General features: G+C 40.7%; 21 protein-coding genes. 15 read left to right on the top strand and 6 right to left on the bottom strand.

The features are described 5' to 3' along the window. The first annotated feature begins 253 nt into the window (after positions 1–253). Genes rpsF through rplI form a run of 4 tightly spaced genes read left to right on the top strand, consistent with a single transcriptional unit; the run spans position 254 to position 1,689 of the window. Entirely contained in the window at positions 254–643 is a 390-nt protein-coding gene (gene rpsF / locus C9J38_RS16205) for a 30S ribosomal protein S6 (protein ID WP_107208009.1), read from the top strand. Positions 644–652: 9 nt separating this feature from the next. Then, complete coding sequence (gene priB / locus C9J38_RS16210; protein ID WP_005372796.1) at positions 653–955, top strand: primosomal replication protein N; 303 nt, start codon at positions 653–655, stop codon at positions 953–955. A 15-nt stretch (positions 956–970) separates the two neighbouring features. Continuing rightward, complete coding sequence (gene rpsR, locus C9J38_RS16215; protein WP_002539422.1) at positions 971–1,198, top strand: 30S ribosomal protein S18; 228 nt, start codon at positions 971–973, stop codon at positions 1,196–1,198. A gap of 38 nt (positions 1,199–1,236) precedes the next feature. Then, complete coding sequence (rplI, locus tag C9J38_RS16220; RefSeq protein ID WP_005372794.1) at positions 1,237–1,689, top strand: 50S ribosomal protein L9; 453 nt, start codon at positions 1,237–1,239, stop codon at positions 1,687–1,689. A gap of 95 nt (positions 1,690–1,784) precedes the next feature. On the opposite strand, the gene C9J38_RS16225 is transcribed toward rplI, so the two are convergent. Further along, positions 1,785–2,543, bottom strand: a complete 759-nt coding sequence (locus tag C9J38_RS16225; RefSeq protein ID WP_107208010.1) for a YdiY family protein — start codon at positions 2,541–2,543, stop codon at positions 1,785–1,787. Positions 2,544–2,792: 249 nt separating this feature from the next. On the opposite strand from C9J38_RS16225, the gene C9J38_RS16230 reads away from it, so the two are divergent. From C9J38_RS16230 to C9J38_RS16240, 3 genes are read left to right on the top strand one after another with little or no spacing between them, the layout of a single operon-like run. Next, complete coding sequence (locus C9J38_RS16230; protein ID WP_005372791.1) at positions 2,793–4,190, top strand: replicative DNA helicase; 1,398 nt, start codon at positions 2,793–2,795, stop codon at positions 4,188–4,190. Positions 4,191–4,217: 27 nt separating this feature from the next. After that, positions 4,218–5,297 carry an alanine racemase gene (alr, locus tag C9J38_RS16235; protein WP_107208011.1) on the top strand — a complete coding sequence of 360 codons (1,080 nt, stop codon included), beginning with the start codon at positions 4,218–4,220 and terminating at the stop codon, positions 5,295–5,297. 28 nt (positions 5,298–5,325) lie between these two features. Continuing rightward, entirely contained in the window at positions 5,326–6,594 is a 1,269-nt protein-coding gene (locus C9J38_RS16240) for a BamA/TamA family outer membrane protein (RefSeq protein WP_107208012.1), read from the top strand. Positions 6,595–6,658: 64 nt separating this feature from the next. Here the strand turns inward: C9J38_RS16240 and C9J38_RS16245 are convergent, their stop codons facing one another. Further along, complete coding sequence (locus C9J38_RS16245; RefSeq protein ID WP_045131110.1) at positions 6,659–7,078, bottom strand: secondary thiamine-phosphate synthase enzyme YjbQ; 420 nt, start codon at positions 7,076–7,078, stop codon at positions 6,659–6,661. A gap of 255 nt (positions 7,079–7,333) precedes the next feature. Between C9J38_RS16245 and pgi the strand changes: the two genes are divergently transcribed. Then, positions 7,334–8,986, top strand: a complete 1,653-nt coding sequence (gene pgi, locus C9J38_RS16250) for a glucose-6-phosphate isomerase (RefSeq protein ID WP_107208013.1) — start codon at positions 7,334–7,336, stop codon at positions 8,984–8,986. A gap of 86 nt (positions 8,987–9,072) precedes the next feature. Here pgi and C9J38_RS16255 read toward each other — a convergent pair whose 3' ends face one another. The 3 genes from C9J38_RS16255 to zur form a co-directional block, all read right to left on the bottom strand. Then, the gene (locus C9J38_RS16255; RefSeq protein ID WP_005372779.1) at positions 9,073–9,279 is read right to left on the bottom strand and encodes a cold-shock protein; all 207 of its coding nucleotides are present in this window, start codon (positions 9,277–9,279) and stop codon (positions 9,073–9,075) included. Between the two features lie 224 nt (positions 9,280–9,503). After that, a complete protein-coding gene (locus C9J38_RS16260) occupies positions 9,504–9,965 on the bottom strand; it encodes a chemotaxis protein CheX (RefSeq protein ID WP_005372777.1) in 462 nt (153 codons plus the stop codon). Between the two features lie 24 nt (positions 9,966–9,989). Beyond that, positions 9,990–10,445: a zinc uptake transcriptional repressor Zur gene (zur, locus tag C9J38_RS16265; RefSeq protein ID WP_107208014.1), complete on the bottom strand. Its 456-nt coding sequence runs from the start codon at positions 10,443–10,445 to the stop codon at positions 9,990–9,992. A 394-nt stretch (positions 10,446–10,839) separates the two neighbouring features. Between zur and C9J38_RS16270 the strand changes: the two genes are divergently transcribed. Both C9J38_RS16270 and C9J38_RS21785 read left to right on the top strand, forming a co-directional pair. Beyond that, a complete protein-coding gene (locus C9J38_RS16270) occupies positions 10,840–11,082 on the top strand; it encodes a hypothetical protein (RefSeq protein WP_107208015.1) in 243 nt (80 codons plus the stop codon). 713 nt (positions 11,083–11,795) lie between these two features. Then, positions 11,796–11,960 (top strand): hypothetical protein, encoded by a 165-nt coding sequence (locus C9J38_RS21785; protein WP_158259512.1) that lies wholly within the window; start codon positions 11,796–11,798, stop codon positions 11,958–11,960. Positions 11,961–11,990: 30 nt separating this feature from the next. On the opposite strand, the gene C9J38_RS16275 is transcribed toward C9J38_RS21785, so the two are convergent. Continuing rightward, a complete protein-coding gene (locus tag C9J38_RS16275) occupies positions 11,991–12,296 on the bottom strand; it encodes a helix-turn-helix transcriptional regulator (RefSeq protein ID WP_107208016.1) in 306 nt (101 codons plus the stop codon). A gap of 294 nt (positions 12,297–12,590) precedes the next feature. Here C9J38_RS16275 and C9J38_RS16280 point away from each other — a divergent pair, with 294 nt between their 5' ends. The 5 genes from C9J38_RS16280 (at position 12,591) to C9J38_RS22065 (ending at position 17,807) form a co-directional block, all read left to right on the top strand. Further along, complete coding sequence (locus tag C9J38_RS16280; RefSeq protein ID WP_107208017.1) at positions 12,591–13,682, top strand: DUF2806 domain-containing protein; 1,092 nt, start codon at positions 12,591–12,593, stop codon at positions 13,680–13,682. A 266-nt stretch (positions 13,683–13,948) separates the two neighbouring features. Then, positions 13,949–14,548, top strand: coding sequence for a recombinase family protein (locus tag C9J38_RS16285; protein WP_107208018.1), 600 nt, complete (start codon positions 13,949–13,951; stop codon positions 14,546–14,548). A gap of 259 nt (positions 14,549–14,807) precedes the next feature. After that, the gene (locus C9J38_RS16290; RefSeq protein WP_107208019.1) at positions 14,808–16,136 is read left to right on the top strand and encodes an S-type pyocin domain-containing protein; all 1,329 of its coding nucleotides are present in this window, start codon (positions 14,808–14,810) and stop codon (positions 16,134–16,136) included. A gap of 2 nt (positions 16,137–16,138) precedes the next feature. After that, positions 16,139–16,393: a bacteriocin immunity protein gene (locus C9J38_RS16295; RefSeq protein ID WP_107208020.1), complete on the top strand. Its 255-nt coding sequence runs from the start codon at positions 16,139–16,141 to the stop codon at positions 16,391–16,393. Positions 16,394–16,616: 223 nt separating this feature from the next. Further along, the gene (locus C9J38_RS22065; RefSeq protein WP_233218517.1) at positions 16,617–17,807 is read left to right on the top strand and encodes a PAAR domain-containing protein; all 1,191 of its coding nucleotides are present in this window, start codon (positions 16,617–16,619) and stop codon (positions 17,805–17,807) included. The last annotated feature ends 112 nt before the right edge of the window (positions 17,808–17,919 follow it).

The following is a 17,919-nucleotide window of genomic DNA, read 5'->3' on the forward strand; positions in this document are numbered from 1 at the left end:
ACCTGGTGTCAGTAATCCCACACCCTTATTCGGTTTAACTGGATAAGGGTGTTTTTATTGGGATAGACAAACAGTCAAGATAACTTGCCAGTGGGCAGGAAAAACCTTGGCGTAGAGCACAGAATTTTCTTGCTTCAATTGATCATTCTCTGTACTATCCATCGTCCAAATTCTCGGTTCTTTTTTTAGTTCCTTGCTTCCCCAGGATAACCGAGCCGACAAGGGAAGCTGAATAATCCGTAAGGAGCAACCTATGCGTCATTACGAAATCGTATTCATGGTGCACCCTGATCAAAGCGAGCAAGTTGCTGGCATGATCGAGCGTTACACTGCTGCTATCAAAGATTCTGGTGGTCAGATTCACCGTCTAGAAGATTGGGGTCGTCGTCAAATGGCTTACCCAATCAACAAACTGCACAAAGCACACTACGTTCTAATGAACGTTGAAGCTGAGCAGTCTGTAGTTGACGAGCTTGAGTCAAACTTCCGCTTCAACGACGCAGTGATCCGTAACATGATCATGCGTACTAAGAACGCTGTTACTGAGCCATCTCCAATGATGAAGGCTAAAGAAGAGCGTTTCACTAAGCGTGAAGATCGTGCAGAAAATGCACAATCTGAAGGCGAAGCAGCTGCTGAGTAATTTGTATAAATGACCAATCGTCTGGAGTTAGTTGGCACTATTGCTAAACAACCCAAACGAAGCCAGTCTCCTGCGGGCATACCTCATTGTCACTTTGTGCTTGAGCATCGTTCGATTCAACAGGAAGCAGGCTTACCACGCCAAGTATATTGTTATATTAACGTGGTAGTCAGTGGCAAAGGTCAACAAGTACTCACTCAAGATTTAGTTATCGGAAGCAATGTTAAGGTAGGAGGGTTTATCTCTTATCAAACCGGCCGTAATGGCATTGGTAAATTAGTATTGCACGCCGATCACATTGACATAATTTAGATCAGGAGATAGCCCATGGCTCGTTTCTTCCGTCGTCGTAAATTCTGCCGTTTCACTGCAGAAGGCGTACAAGAGATTGACTACAAAGACGTAGCAACTCTAAAAAACTACATCACTGAAGCTGGTAAAATCGTACCTAGCCGTATCACTGGTACTCGCGCTAAATACCAGCGTCAGCTAGCTCGCGCTATCAAGCGTTCTCGTTACCTAGCACTTCTACCGTACACTGACAAGCATCAGTAATCGGTAGTAGTTTTTAGACTTTTATAGAGGACAAGATAATGCAAGTTATTCTACTTGATAAAATCGCTAACCTAGGTAGCCTTGGCGACCAAGTTAACGTTAAAGCTGGCTACGCTCGTAACTTCCTTATCCCACAAGCTAAGGCAGTAATGGCAACTAAAGCTAACGTTGAAATGTTCGAAGCACGTCGTGCAGAGCTAGAAGCTAAAGTTGCTGAGCAACAAGCTGCTGCTCAAGCTCGTGCTGAAGCACTAAACGCACTAGAAGCAGTAGTAATTGCTTCTAAAGCTGGTGACGAAGGTAAACTATTCGGTTCTATCGGTACTCGTGACATCGCTGATGCAGTTACTGCTGCTGGCGTTGCACTTGTTAAGAGCGAAGTACGTCTACCTGAAGGTGCACTACGTACTACTGGCGAATTCGAAGTTAGCGTTCAGCTAAATTCAGATGTATTCGCAACTGTTAAACTAAACGTTGTTGCTGCAGAGTAATCGCTTTTAGCTTTAATAGAAAAAAACCAGCCTTCGGGCTGGTTTTTTTATGTCTGAAATATGAGAAAAAACAACGTTAGCGTCAACCCTTAGCTTTACTTCATACTGTAAATCAGGCTAACAATCGTACTAGAATCGAAGTTTTTCATATTGTTAGGTACCCACGTGTAATAGGTATAGTTAAAGCCAATACTCAATGCGATGTTATCAGTGATGGAGTTGGTCAGTGATAAATCATTTTGGATCGTAGTATTACTTTTACCAGCCACAATATTGGTTTTATTTTCCAAGGAAAGTGTTTTAAGCGGTTTCCATGTCATGGTTAATGAGCTTTGTAAAACAGCTTCATTCACTACTTCTGGTTTGACTATATCACCATCAATTTCATCTAGGTTAGGATCTTGGTGGCGAAAACCAGGACCGATATCGACCAAGGTTTGAAACGTTTCATAGCTAAAGAGACGATAACCGATACCAGCAGAAGCGAGTGAATCAACATAATATGGACCATAGCGATCATCAATATAGCTGCCGCTACCATATAAGTAATAGCCGTCACGGATCAGCATTTGTGATTTCAAATTGGCTGAAATCTTACGTTTATCTTCTTCGCCATTTTTCTTCGCCATTAGTAGGCTAGTATCTGCGTTAGTTTTATAACGACCTTTGATATATTGCAGATCATAATTAGCGTTTAGCGTCTGTGAATCTGAATTACCAGCAAGTGCTGTAAACCCAAGCCCCACCTCACTGGTAAAGTGAGAAGGCGAGACATCTTCTTCGATATCTTGATCGTCAGCAGCATAGGCTGCAGTATTGGCAAGCAGCAATAATGTCAGTAGGTATCTTGCCAAAGGTCCTCCCACGGCAGGTGTTGTAAATTGAGTGTTATTGATAATAAGTATTATGCGCTCGCATTCTAACCCAAATTTGTCAGCTTTTGGTTAGGAATCGTTACGCTTGACTGTTAGTTAATTTAAAAAGGCGCATAATTAAATAACCATCAGGTTTGAGGCGAGTCGTAAGTTTATGACTGCTCAGAATCGAATGTATGGGGTATACTACTATGCTTCATTCTTGTTCTTGGCTAATACGCAATTTCTATGGCAGATAATAGTAAACCGAAAAAACCAAAAGATAATCAAATGGACGCCATTAAGATGCCGCCTCACTCTTTAGAGGCAGAGCAATCTGTTCTTGGTGGTTTGATGCTGGATAACGAAAAGTGGGACATGGTGGCTGAAAAAGTCGTTGCCAATGATTTCTACAGTCGTCCACACCGGATTATTTTTCAGGCGACAGCGGCACTATTAGAAGCGGGTCAGCCGCTAGATTTGATCACCCTGTCTGAAAACCTTGAGCAATCAAGCACACTTGATGATGTCGGCGGTTTTGCTTACTTAGCTGAACTGGCAAAAAATACACCATCTGCGGCAAATATTTTAGCGTACGCTGATATTGTCCGTGAGCGTGCACTTATTCGTGACATGATTGGTGTGGCAAATGAAATTGCCGATGCCGGTTATGATCCACAGGGCCGCACCAGTGAAGACTTACTGGATATGGCTGAAAGTAAAGTCTTTGCGATTGCAGAGCAACGTACCAACGATAAAGAAGGCCCACAAAGTGTTGATACGATCTTAGAAAAGACCTTAGAACGTATCGAGATTCTATACCAATCGCCGCAAGATGGTGTGACAGGTGTATCGACAGGTTTTACCGATCTCAATAAAAAAACCGCTGGCCTTCAAGGTTCAGATTTAATCATTGTTGCGGCACGTCCATCGATGGGTAAAACTACCTTTGCGATGAACTTATGTGAAAACGCCGCAATGGAGCAGGAAAAACCTGTACTTATTTTCTCGTTAGAGATGCCAGCTGAACAGATCATGATGCGTATGTTGGCGTCACTTTCGCGAGTTGACCAAACTAAAATACGTACCGGTCAACTCGATGATGAAGACTGGGCACGTATATCATCAACAATGGGTATTCTGATGGAAAAGAAGAATATGTTCATTGATGATAGTTCGGGCTTAACACCAACGGAAGTCCGCTCACGTGCCCGTCGTATTGCCCGCGATAACGGCGGTTTAAGCCTTATAATGATTGACTACCTTCAGTTAATGCGTGTACCTGGTTTGCAAGATAACCGTACATTAGAGATCGCTGAAATTTCCCGCTCGTTAAAAGCGCTGGCAAAAGAATTAAACGTCCCGGTTGTTGCCTTGTCGCAGCTTAACCGATCGTTGGAGCAACGTGCCGATAAACGCCCTGTTAACTCAGATTTACGTGAATCCGGTGCGATCGAGCAGGATGCCGATTTAATTATGTTTATTTATCGTGATGAGGTTTATCACGAAGATAGTGCCCTGAAAGGGATCGCTGAAATCATCTTAGGTAAGCAACGTAATGGTCCTATCGGTACCGTCCGTTTAACCTTCCAAGGCCAGTTCTCTCGCTTTGATAATTATGCAGGCCCCGCCTACGATGAAGAGTAAGCGTAAGAATATTATTTAGGATTTTGGATGAAAGCTGCAACCGCACATATAGATACTGAAGCATTAGCCCACAATTTGGGGTTAATCCGTCATCATGCACCAAATAGTAAAGTTTTGGCGGTCGTAAAAGCCAACGCTTATGGGCATGGCTTACTTCGAGTTGCTCAAACGCTTACAAATGTTGACGCGTATGGTGTTGCTCGTATTGAAGAAGCATTAATTTTACGTGCAGGTGGGATCGTGAAACCTATTTTATTATTAGAAGGGTTTTATGCACCGAGCGATCTTCCAGTATTAGTGACCAATAATATTCATACTGTGGTTCACTCGATTGAGCAATTGGAAGCATTAGAGCAAACAGAGCTTGATAACCCAGTGCGAGTCTGGGTTAAAATTGATACCGGTATGCACCGCTTAGGGGTACGTCCAGAAGATCTGACGGATTTTATGGCGCGTTTACATGCCTGTGAAAATGTCGCAAAGCCACTACGTTTTATTAGCCACTTTGGTAATGCAGATGATTTAAGCTCTGATATTACATTAAAGCAGTTAGATACCTTTTTGGATTTGACTCAAGATTATCAAGGTGAACGTTCATTAGCCGCCTCTGCGGGTATTTTAGCGTGGCCTGATAGCCAGCTAGAATGGATTCGCCCAGGGATCATTATGTATGGTGTTTCACCATTTAATGAGTCTGAACGTTTTGCTTCGGCTTATGACTTAAAGCCAGTGATGACATTAACCTCTAGCCTGATTGCTGTACGTGATGTTAAAAAAGGTGAACAAGTTGGTTATGGCGGTATTTGGACAAGTGAACGAGATACCAAAGTTGGTGTGATTGCGATTGGTTATGGTGATGGTTATCCACGTACCGCACCTAACGGCACGCCAGTGCTTGTTAATGGCCGTATTGTGCCGATGGCTGGGCGTGTATCAATGGACATGCTAACGGTGGATTTAGGGCCCGATGCTCAAGATAAAGTTGGCGATACTGCCACATTATGGGGCGAAGGATTACCTGCTGAAATTGTAGCAGAGCACATTGGCACGATTGCGTATGAATTGGTTACTAAATTAACACCACGGGTTGCGATGGCATATACGTGATGATTTAAATATTGGACGAAAAGCTTTAATGGAAGATATAAAATTAAAAGCCGTGGCGTATGCTGCGGCTTTGTTGGTTTCAGTAGATATTTATGCTGAAAATGAATTGCTTGATATTGAGGGTTCTGAAACGGTAGAAAAGACGGATTCAGATATTGCCGCAGTACCCTTTATGTTTTCTACCGATAGCATGGGATTGTCTATTGGTGCCGCAGGTGTGGTCAAAAAAGCAGGGCAACCACAAGCTTCACTATTAGTGGCTGGATTGGTAACAGATAAAGGTACATGGATGACGTATCTGGGGGCTTACAATTACGCGTTATCCGCCGACAGCCGCTGGCTATTTGGAGCAGAGCTTTACAGTGGTGATTATAAAGATTTTAATTACTATGTAGGAAAAGCGACCCAAAATGATTCCCACCTCGATGATAGGATCATTGCCGATGCGCAAGAGTCACTGTATCAACTGAGTGCGCGTTATATTTTGCCTATTGGCCAAGGTAAGCATGATCCTATTCAATCTGCGCTTTATCCTAACCGTCAATTAACGGGTCATACGCCATGGGAAAGTGGCGTATCGTCAATAGATTTTCGCCCGTTCTATCAATCTCGTCAGTTTGCTAAAAACACACCGAACCCACCTTCTGATTTTTCACATAATGACAGTGTGTGGGGGCTAGAAACGCGGTTTGAATGGAACAACCAAAACAATACTGCGAATCCAACTCAAGGCAGTAAAAGTCAATTTAAGCTGACATATGCGCCTGATACTTCAGATCAAACAAGTTGGTGGAAATGGGAAATCAACCAAAGTTGGTATTTGAATTTAGGCAAGCTGGATAACTTATTTGATCAGCAAGTCTTGGCGTTTAATGTGTATACCGCCGATACCCCAAGTTGGAATACAACGGATTCAAAGCATGGTTATCATCGTCCACCTGAGTATGCAGGAGTCAAACTGGGGGGCTTATATCGCTTGCGGAGTTTTCAAACGGGGCGATATGTTGGGCGATCTGCAATCAGCTACAGCGCAGAATATCGCGTGATGCCAGAATGGCAACCTCTGAGTGAATGGCCTGTCTTTAATTGGTACAGCGTGCCTTGGTGGCAGTGGGTCGCATTTGCTGATGTTGGTCGTGTTGCGGATAGTTACAATCTCTCTGAGTTGCATTCAGACATGAAATGGAGCGCCGGTGGCGCGGTACGTTTTCAAGTCGAAGGTGTTGTTGTCCGAACCGAAATGGCGTGGGGTAGTGAAGAAAGCACCTTCAGAGTGATGGTTAACCAGCCGTTCTAGTCTTAAATATAAAGCACTTAACCATCATTGTTAGGGATAAGTGCTTTTTTGTCTCTTCAATATACTATTCGCCTTGAATAGTGATCACGATTTGGCGAGAGCCGCCATGATCACGGTGCTCACCTAAATAAATACCTTGCCATATACCCAATGCTAAACGTCCTTGTGAAATAGGGATCGAGATACTATTACCTAACAATGAACTTTTAATATGTGCCGGCATATCATCATCTCCTTCATAGGTATGTCGATAATAAGGCGCGCGTTCTGGTACAAAATGATTAAAGTGTTTCTCCATATCATGACGTACCGTAGGATCGGCATTTTCATTAATGGTTAAGCTTGCCGAGGTGTGTTGAAGAAAACAATGGACTAATCCAACGCTTAAAGGTCGGATCTCATGTAAATGTTGCGCTATTTCCTCAGTGATAAGGTGAAAACCGCGCTTTTGAGGAGTAAGATTAATTGTTTTTTGATACCACATGGCTATTTACCTATAGGTTTAACCTTTTAGTTTGATTAGTTATTCGCATTATTACATTGATGCGAAATACAGGTATGATGCATTCCAAGTTTTCGTGATTTTCCGCAATGACGACCTTTTTCTTTTCGCGGCATCATCACAAGTGATCAAAATTATAAATAAGCCTGCCATCATAGGCTAATGAGCAAAATCGGGGATCTTTCGCAAACAGTGTATGGGCGCGAAAGGTAAACATAACAAAATTAGGATATTTTTATGTTGAAGAACATCAACCCAACGCAAACTCAAGCGTGGCAAGATCTAACCGCACACTTTGAACAAGCTCAAGATTTCCAATTAAGCGACTTATTTGCTAATGATAGCGCTCGCTTTTCTAAGTTTTCTGCGCAATTTGGCTCAGATATCCTACTTGATTACTCTAAAAACCTTATCACTGAAGAAACGCTAACTAAGCTGTTTGCTCTTGCAAAAGAGACAGAGCTAGATGCTGCTATTGCAGATATGTTTAGTGGCGAGAAAATTAACCGTACAGAAGATCGCGCAGTCCTTCACGTAGCACTACGTAACCGTAGCAACACACCAATTATGGTTGATGGCGAAGATGTGATGCCTGCTGTGAATGCGGTACTTGAGAAGATGAAGTCTTTCTCTGATCGCATTATCAGCGGTGAATGGAAAGGTTACACAGGTAAAGAAATTACCGATATCGTGAACATCGGTATCGGTGGCTCAGATCTTGGCCCTTACATGGTATCTGAAGCGCTAGGTGCTTATAAAACACGCCTAAACATGCACTTTGTTTCTAACGTTGATGGCACGCACATTGCTGAAACGCTAAAAGATCTTAACCCAGAAACAACATTGTTCTTGATCGCATCAAAAACCTTCACGACTCAAGAAACCATGACTAACGCGCTATCTGCACGTGACTGGTTCTTAGCAAAAGCAGAAGATAAAGCACATGTAGCGAAACACTTTGCTGCGCTTTCAACAAACGGTGAAGCGGTTGCTGAGTTTGGTATTGATACGGACAACATGTTCGAGTTCTGGGACTGGGTTGGCGGCCGTTATTCACTATGGTCTGCAATCGGTCTATCAATCTGCTTATCAGTCGGTTTTGATCACTTTGTTGCGCTACTTGATGGCGGTCATGCAATGGACAAACACTTTGCAGAAGCACCATTAGAACAAAAGCTACCGGTTATCCTTGCGCTTATCGGTATCTGGTACAACAACTTCCACGGTGCAGAAACAGAAGCGATTCTTCCTTATGATCAGTACATGCACCGTTTTGCAGCGTACTTCCAGCAAGGTAACATGGAGTCAAACGGTAAATACGTTGATCGTGGCGGTAACCCAGTGGATTACCAAACAGGCCCAATTATTTGGGGCGAACCTGGCACCAATGGTCAACATGCTTTCTACCAGTTGATCCACCAAGGTACGAAATTGATCCCATGTGATTTCATTGCTCCTGCGATTAGCCATAACCCATTAGGCGATCACCATCCAAAATTAATGGCGAACTTCTTCGCGCAAACTGAAGCACTAGCATTTGGTAAGAGCCGTGAGAAAGTTGAAGCAGAATTCTTTGCTGCGGGTAAATCACAAGAAGAAGTGAATGAACTCGCAGAATTTAAAGTATTCGAAGGCAACCGCCCAACGAACTCAATCTTAGTGAAAGAAATTACGCCTTATACACTTGGTGCATTGATTGCGCTTTATGAGCACAAGATTTTCACTCAAGGTGTTATTTGGAATATCTTTAGCTTTGATCAGTGGGGCGTAGAGCTTGGTAAGCAACTGGCTAACCAAATTCTGCCAGAACTAAATAATAAAGAACAAGTATCAAGCCACGATAGTTCGACTAATGGTTTGATCAATGCATTTAAACAATGGCGAGCATAATCTTAGGCTAATGTACTAAGCCATATGTTTGTATAATAAAAACGCCGCTAAATAGCGGCGTTTTTTTATCTTTTCAGTGATGGTTATTACAGTGCAATAACTTCGCTAGCTTGTGGGCCTTTCTGACCATCCGTAACGATAAACTCAACACTTTGGCCTTCACGTAAGGTGCGGCGCCCTTGAGCTTGAATAGCACTGAAGTGTACAAACACATCTTTGCCATCCGTTCCAGAAATGAAACCAAAGCCTTTGTCATCGTTGAACCATTTTACGGTTCCAGTCAGTTTACTCATGTACGTCTTTCCCTTTTAGACAAATAATATACAGTCATCTCGCAGTTATAAGTAACATGATGCGTATGACATAAACTAGTCTAGATCGAAAAAAGAGCGGAGAGTAGTCTTTTATTTAAGAATGGTTTTATTAATAAAAGACTTAATAAAGAATTAGATAGCGTTAAGTAAAGTAAAGAATTTATCGTGTAATTGACGCTATATTTTCATTAAAAAAGACGATATCAATCGAAACAAATTTCGATATAGGCTTTGCCATAGTCAGAATCAAATGGCATTAAGATGATCGCATTATCACATTTATGGGTAATGGTATGGCCTTTACCAGAAACAACCGCAGGTGTTGCCATATCAAAATCATAGCCATTTTCAGCCAGTGCACGTTTTGCACCACCTGTTACCATATTAGTAATTTCACCAACCATATCAGTAACATCTTCATTAATGCCTGCTGGACGTTCACCGAGCATGCGTTGCATGATTTCAAGCGCCAGATCTTGCTCAAACGTGATTGACATCGACCCTTTGGTTTTTGGGCCAATCATACCGATTAAGCCTGATACATCACCACGCGCAATTTCATCTTTCTTTAGTCTTGGCTTTTGTGGTGTCATTGGCATAGATGCCATGGTGTTAAGCACATTAATCAGAGATGCAAGAAAAGGGTTTATAAATTCTGCGCGCATAATTGTAAGACTTTTCGTTGTAGGTTAAATAATAGGTTTATTGCCTTGGCATTTTTCACAAATACCATGGCTTTCAACAACATGATGATTAATCTTAAAACCAAGTTTTTCTGATTTTTGACGAAGCAGTTTGGCTAACTCATCATCATGGCACTCTTCAACACTGCCACATTCATCACAAATCAATAACTGCGAACAGTGATCGGCATGTCCTAGTACACAGCAAGCAATATAGCTATTTGTGGACTCCACTTTGTGAACAAAACCTTGTGCTAAGAGAAAATCTAAAGCTCGGTAAATCGTTGGCGGCTTTGCTTGCGGTTCTGAAATTTTGAGTTGATCTAATAACTCATAAGCGCTGATTGAGCTATGGTGCTCAATAATCAACGCCAACACTTTTAAGCGCTGTGGCGTAAGTCGAACGCCTCGCTCTTCACAGAGTTGCTGCGCCTTTGTTAATAATTGGGCTTGATCCGCCATAAAACCTCAAAAAACTACAATAACCGTTTTATTTTATCACAGCCTATTTGAAACATATCGTAACTTAGCAATTAAGCTGCAATAAGCTGTAGTGTTTCGTGTAGAGGATCACGTAATAAGAAAAATAAGAATAAGTGAGCACTGATTTTTTCATTGATGCTTGCGGTGACTCGAAATATTCCTTTTAGGTGTTAATCATCGTTTATACGCTTCAAGGAATAGTGGGGTTAAGCCATAAGGTGGAGGGCTGATTAGATTTCCTCTTCTATAGTTACTTGTTGGTAATAATCTTTTGTTATTTTATTGTATTGTTGTTTTTGGTGTAACTATTGATAATACACCCTTCGAAACGCACAGGCGTTTATAAACATAAAGACACAAGGTTTTATTACTTATGAAAACAGTTATTAAAGCAACTATCGCAGCCGCTATCATCGCTATGTCTTATAACGCTTCAGCTAAAGATGGTGCGTTTACAGGTAATGTTCAATTTCAAAAAGCAGCCGTTAGCAACATAAATGTCGCACATTACCAAAAACAAGGTACCGCAGAGCGTTCACACTCAGGTGTGGTATTTACACAATCAGCATCACAACTCACATTTACTGGAAAGTTACTGTCTGCAGCTGATAAATAAGCCGCAGATATCGGCAAGCGATACCTCATTTTAATTATTACGTTTACGTAATAGTGGTTAACTTTTCATTTTATTGTTTATTTCCAGTAAGTGAGATGTTGTTAGCATTAACACTAAGAATCACCATAAAAATTTGGTGCTGGTAACATTCACCTTCCACAAAAAGAACAATTAATGAGGATTTATTCGAATTTAATGAATGGTTATTGGTGGGGTTGATATGTAATATTTACATTAGTAAAACTAATGCAAAGAAACATTATTTCTCACTTTTAAAAGCCGATTAAACTCCTATAATGCCCCCCATCGAAACGCGACCAATGCCTTATAAATAGTGTGTTTAGGCAAGGTTGTACATTATATAAAACTTGCTTTATTAAGGAATTCACAATGTCACGTATCATTAACAAAATTGTTGGCTTATACACTCCAGTTTTCGCTTCTATGTACAAAGCGCAAATCAAATAAGTGTTTAAAGAATTTAAAAAAGGGCGTTGAAGGTAACTTCAACGCCCTTTTGCTATTTGGTAAAGAGATAACTCAAAAACGCAGCGAAGAATGATCCAAGAGTGATATTCTCTAAGTCATAATCCTGATTTTATGATATTTCGTTAATTGTTATATTGATGACTTCAAATTATTACTTAAATATAACCCTGTATTTATGACTTCATAAATACGGGGGGTCTATTGTAAGTGCGTGAGATTCGGGCTTGTTTAACGAGATCCCCCGCCCACCCAATGTAGCCCGCTTGGTGCTAAAAAATGGTGTCTACGCTTTTGGCCTATCCGTATTTGGTTACAGGCTTTATTTACTGTATTTCTATGGCGGTCTACGTGGGCTGGTCGTTGCGGTAAAACAAGATCAAAAGCAATAAAAAAGCCTGCTGGCGCAGGCTTTTATCGTTTTAATGCGGTATCGCGTCAGCAATGTTCGGTACTTTTTTTAAGTACCGTTCTTGAAGTTCTTCAAATAACTCCATGGTATCAAAATTGTCTAACGAGGGACGTTCGCCAGTAAAATACGAAATATTTTTATTAAAAAGTGTCGATAGCGTAATCAGTGTATCTAGTCGTGGTAGTGTTTTTCCGTACTCTAAATCTAAGTAGGTTTGCCTTGCTATTTTCAAGTGTTTAGCGGCATCGACTTGCGTCATGCCATGCTCTTCACGAACTTGCTTTAGCAAAAAGTGAAATGCGTTAGGGGTGTTCATTATTTTAGTTCTTCTATATTTTTATACGTCGGACCAAGAGATTGTATCGCTAAACGGGAAGTTGAAAAGTAGGGGGAAGTGATTTTTCGTTACAAATGGTTAGGTTGGAAAGTGCCATTAACCAGACGATATAACGCTTTGTGTTTAATCGTTATATTTGAAATACAAAGCTTGTAATATTGCCTTATATGTACGGATATAATGCTTATAATCAAACGTTGTTCACTTATCCTTTCAAAAAAAAGTGTTAAATTAATCAGTAATTAACATCTTATATTGTAATGAGAGTCGCATATGAATTGGCCAGGTGAAAAAGCATTAATAAAGTTGGGTGATTTAGTATCTGATGGAATTGGAGGTATTTTTGCTCCCAACCAAGTCAAGCGAATAGGTAAAGCAGAGGTCGATGCCCAACGTGATAAAATGCTTATGCTTGCACAGACTGAGCAACAGATAGCTGATATCAAAGCAGGAAAATTACAATATACAGAAGATCGTAGACTTATTGCTATAGATTCTGAAGCTAATATAAAACCGTTAATTGATATTCAGAAAGGTAACAAAGTTGAGCCATATTTGGATTTGAAAAGTTTAGAGAGGCAAGGTAAGACTCGAAAACAGGTTCAGGCGATGCAAGAAGAAGTAAATCTCACCAAGACTGTTTTGCTTGCCGAACAAGAACTTGAATCAGGTAAATATGAAGCTAATGATGATCCTGTAGATCCTGACTGGTTTACCCGTTGGCGAGATAATGCTGAAAAAATAAGTGATGGTTACTTGCAGTCATTGTGGGCGAGGGTTCTTGCTGGTGAGGTTAGTACTCCGGGAACTTACTCTCTACGCACAATAGACTTACTCAAAAGCTTATCGAAGAATGAAGCGGAGCTTATTAGTAAACTAGGTGAGTTTATTATCAATGATCGAGTTTTCAAAAGTATTATTAATACTAGTGGCTTTGAGGTTGAATCCGATATCGTTGAAAAAATGATGAGCCAAAAGGGGTTAAACTTTACTAACCTTCTCTACCTTCAAGAAATTGGAATTATCTCCGGTGTAGACTCTATGGGTCTTAGTACTGAATACAACTCAAGTGACACATCTAGTTTTTTAAGAGTTTTAATTAGTAAAAGTAATGCTTTAGTTATTAGACATGCTGATCCTAAGAAAAAAATTGAATTTAATGTTTTACTCTCCACTCGTCTTGGGCGAGAGGTCTTCAATTTAGCCGACTTTAAAACTGATAAAGAATATTTAAAATTTATTGCACAAGGCGTCGCTAATGCTGGGTATGATGTTGAAATTGGAGATTGGCAGCAAGTTGATAAAAAATCGGGTAAGTTGCTTAATTCTGAAGTGATACAAGCTAATAACGCCCCGTCTCAATAAATATTAAAAACTATACTACCTCTAGTGCTTTGTTGTAATAATAGTGCCAGAGGTAGTGGGTTGAAGTTACATTATCAATAGCACCATTTTAACTAATAATTTAGTGTGAATATTAAAAATCCAAACCTGTACGATAGTTTTATAAGCTCATACCCTAACGAAACCACTCCCCGCTGCCTCTCAACCCTTACCGCTTCATTTATGAAACCATCTATACTAAACTGATTTTAGAAACCAACTTAAATTAAACCAGTTTAGGGAAAACCATGCTGATCCGTGCTTACCTTCGCGCCTCAACCACCGAGCAAGATGCCCAACGGGCAAAAGAGGAACTCAAAGCCTTTGGCGCCAAATTTAATAGTCGTATTGCTGGCTACTACATCGAAAACCAATCTGGCACCAAGTTAGAACGGCCAGAACTCAACAAGCTAATAGACGATAGCGAAGCCGGTGATGTGTTGCTAATTGAAAAGATGGATCGCCTTACTCGCTTACCTTGGCTGGAATGGAAAACCTTAAAAGCCCGCATCATGGAAAGAGGGTTAGTGATAGTGGTGGCAGATCAGCCAATGACGCATGCAGTGTTCAGCGCGGGTGAGCAAAACAGCATTACTTTGGCCTTAACCGAGTTCATGTTGGATTTAGGTGCAGCCATGGCCCGTGATGATTATGAAACTCGCCATAAACGCCAAGCACAAGGTATTGCAAAAGCAAAAGCTGAAGGTAAGTATCGCGGTCGCCGTGTGAATGAGTCATTGCATCAAGATATACGGGATCAGTTAAAACTTGGGCGGAGTTATTCAGAAATACAGCAGAAGTTAGGGTGTAGCAGGGCGACAATAGCGAGGGTGGTGAAAGAGGGGTAGTTTTAGTGTGTTGGTAACAATACTTGTGTGAATTGCTTTCGATGTGATTTGTTAAGTCTTTAACAAATAATAAATGCGGAACTTTAGCCACAAGTGATGCTGAAATGATGTAAAAACAGGGCTTAATGCCCTGTTTTTGTGTGTAATGTGATTCTGTGGTGCGCGATAGATGTTTATTGTTAAATAGAGCCTGTTTCGGGCAAATTATTGCCCCTTGTCTTTTTGTCTTATCATTTGGGAATAGTACAAGGATAAGACGATGTGGAAAGCAACCGAAGTTAGCGCAAAACCTAATGTTAAATATGCAAAGATTAAAAATACTCCTCCAGTAGAACCTCAAACAGAAGAACAAATACCAAAGCCTTTTAATACAGAAGAACCATTACCATCGCTTATTTCGGATAATTTCAATAAGGTAAAGTCTGATAAAGTTTTCGCTAAATCGTGCTCACAACCTTTTGGCAATACCGATGCGTGCCAAAAAAAAGAATCGATTAAAAATAGTTTTAATCCTTGGGGACTATTTATAAGTTCAGCAGAGGCAATGCCTCTTGCTATACCGCCTCCAGTCATTTCTAGTAGTGCGACGATGTCCGCAGGAACACAAAACCAATCAAATAATGATAAAGCGGCACGCGCACTGTCTCAGGTTGCGGGAAAGTTTAAGGATAAATCACTCGATAACTTACGCTTTGTTGTTGAAACCTCACCTGTTATTAATTTCTCTTTAATGCTGTTTAAAGCCTTGCAGTTTCCTGATGATACGCAGCATACAGAAGAAGAATTAAGGCAAATGCAAGAAGTCAAAAGCCGTATTCGTGTGCAGATAATAGAACCCGAAGGTGATGATGTTTACCCTACAGTCAGAGCTTTTCATGTTGGCGATGGTGACGACAAAGTACCTGTTCGGTATGTGGGTAAGAACGCACAAGGTCAATATTCGGTCGCATTAGAAGAAGGTGGCCCAACGATATATTGGTCACCAGACGAGACTGGAAATCAAGTACCCCATACAACGCCGTCTCAAGATGATGGTGTGTCATTCGATGATATTTGGGTAAATCCACTCAGTGATGCGGTTAATGACTCATCGACTGTATTACCGATGCCTGCTGAGAGTGATTGGCAAGATAGAATTCTTGTGTTCCCTGAAGGTTCAGGGATTGAGCCTCTGTATCTGGTCTTTAAGACAACCGCTCGTAATGAATCTGGGGTGGTTACTGGGAAAGGTGAAGATATAACAGGGATCTGGTTAGAAAAAGCAGGACAAGAATTAGGAGCACCAATACCATCCCAGATAGCCGATAAATTAAGAGACAGAGAGTTTTCAAGTTTTGATACGTTTAGAGAAGCGTTTTGGTTTGAGGTTTCTAAAAATCACTCTTTAATGAGTCAATTTATACCTGCAAATATTAAGCGAATGCAAGACGGTAAGGCACCACGAGCAAGGTTCAAGGATACAGTGGGTGGTAGACGTTCTTTCGAATTGCATCATATTGAAGAGATACAACACGGTGGTGAGGTTTATAATATTGATAACCTTAGAGTTAACACTCCTCGTAACCATATAGATATACATAAGAGCTAATAATGGAATTAAAAGACACGATAAATGACTATACAGAAATTGAGTTTATTTATTTGATAAATGAGATTATTGAATCTAAAGGAACCAATGATTATCAAGATGAATTACTTGAACATTTTTGTCAGATAACAGAACACCCAGATGGTTCTGACTTAATTTATTATCCTGAAAATGAGAACGATGGAAATCCAGAACGGATCGTTGAAATTGTGAAAAGTTGGCGAAATTCGCAAGGCTTATCGTTATTTAAAGTTTAATAGAAACAAAAAATATTAGCACCACAGTAACTTTCAATTCAGTACGCATAAATATAATTACTGTTAAATGACCGCCCATCGAGGCGGTCTTTTAGTATCTGGACGTTACGGCGTATCGGATCGCTTTAGATAACATATGTTAAATAGAGCTTATTTCGGGCAAGTTATTGCCTATGCGTATTCTTTAGTATTATTGCGTCTTCATAAAATAAAGGACTAGCTGATGAGTAATGACGTAATAACAGTTGGCAGTAAAACAACAACGGGCGGTTCTGTTATATCAGGTCACGGTGGTGTCATTATAAACGGACAAAAGGTTGCCCTTGTTGGTGATATTGCGACTTGCCCATGCGGCAGCAAAAGTTGCAGAGGTCAAGGTCCGATTGTCGCCCAATCCCCAAGGGCTGCAAATATGTTTGGTACAAACCTAGCTCGTGTCGGTGATCTTGTTGATACTGGGTGTGGTAGCTGCTTTCTTGACGCCAGTTCTCATCAGGTAAGTTTGAGTACATCAACAGCGACTAATTTGAACATGGGTAGCGGTGTCAATATTGGTAATGGCGTTAATATTAATGGTGGTAGTGGAGTTACCTTTAGTAATAATTCCAACACTAGTGGCGTTGGAACTAACAACTCATTTGTATCCCCTCAATCTTCTAGTAAGGCGGCACAGGCAGCTTATGATCTGACAGAAAAAGAATGGAATGAAGATATAAAAAGAATTGCAAAAAAATATCAATGGGACACTTCTCAACAAGAGAACGTCAGCATTGCGATTATGACTGTCAAAGAAGCAAATGAGTATTTAGATTTGCTTATCAAAGACACACACGGACAGCTTTCCACAGGTAAAGACTACACAGGCGTAGGCATGGGACTGAAAGGTGCTTATGAAGTGGCTAAAGAACTTGGGGGATGGGGTGCAACCGCTAAGGCGATTAATATCAACGGGGTAATGAATATTGTGGTAGAGAACTACAAGCCTCGATATTTAGACCTTGGTATTAGTTGGCAAGAAGCAACGCCTCAAATGCTAAAAATTGGTCACGCCTTAAATACCGTTAAAGGGAATATTAGTTTTTTAAACGCAAACATTTATGCAGAAATTGTGTTTAGTGGTGCGGTCAATGCGGTTGATTACATGCTACACAATGAGAAGACGCTAGGCGAAGTCATAGGGCAATTTACTGCGGATATCTCTAAGGGGGTCGTGGCTGGTGTAATTGCTCAAGGGGCACTTTTAGTCGCTCGTGCTGGTGCTGGTTTTCTGTTTGGGTTCTCATTACCCGCAGCAGTTGGATTAGGTTTATTTGTTTATTCAGCATTTAAGATAGGGGGTTATATATCTGACTTGGATAATCAGTATGAGTTTACTAAGCCAATGAAAGAAACAGTAGAGGATTTAATTGACTAATCATGTTAGATACTTTCAAAAAACTTACATTTTTAATGTTTTTTATAGGGGTTGTGTCATGGTGCGGTTGGGGAGCTTATGATTTAAGTCATACGGTGGAGATAGTAGGAAT

It is taken from the genome of Photobacterium sp. GB-210 (assembly GCF_003026075.1).
Taxonomy (GTDB): domain Bacteria; phylum Pseudomonadota; class Gammaproteobacteria; order Enterobacterales; family Vibrionaceae; genus Photobacterium.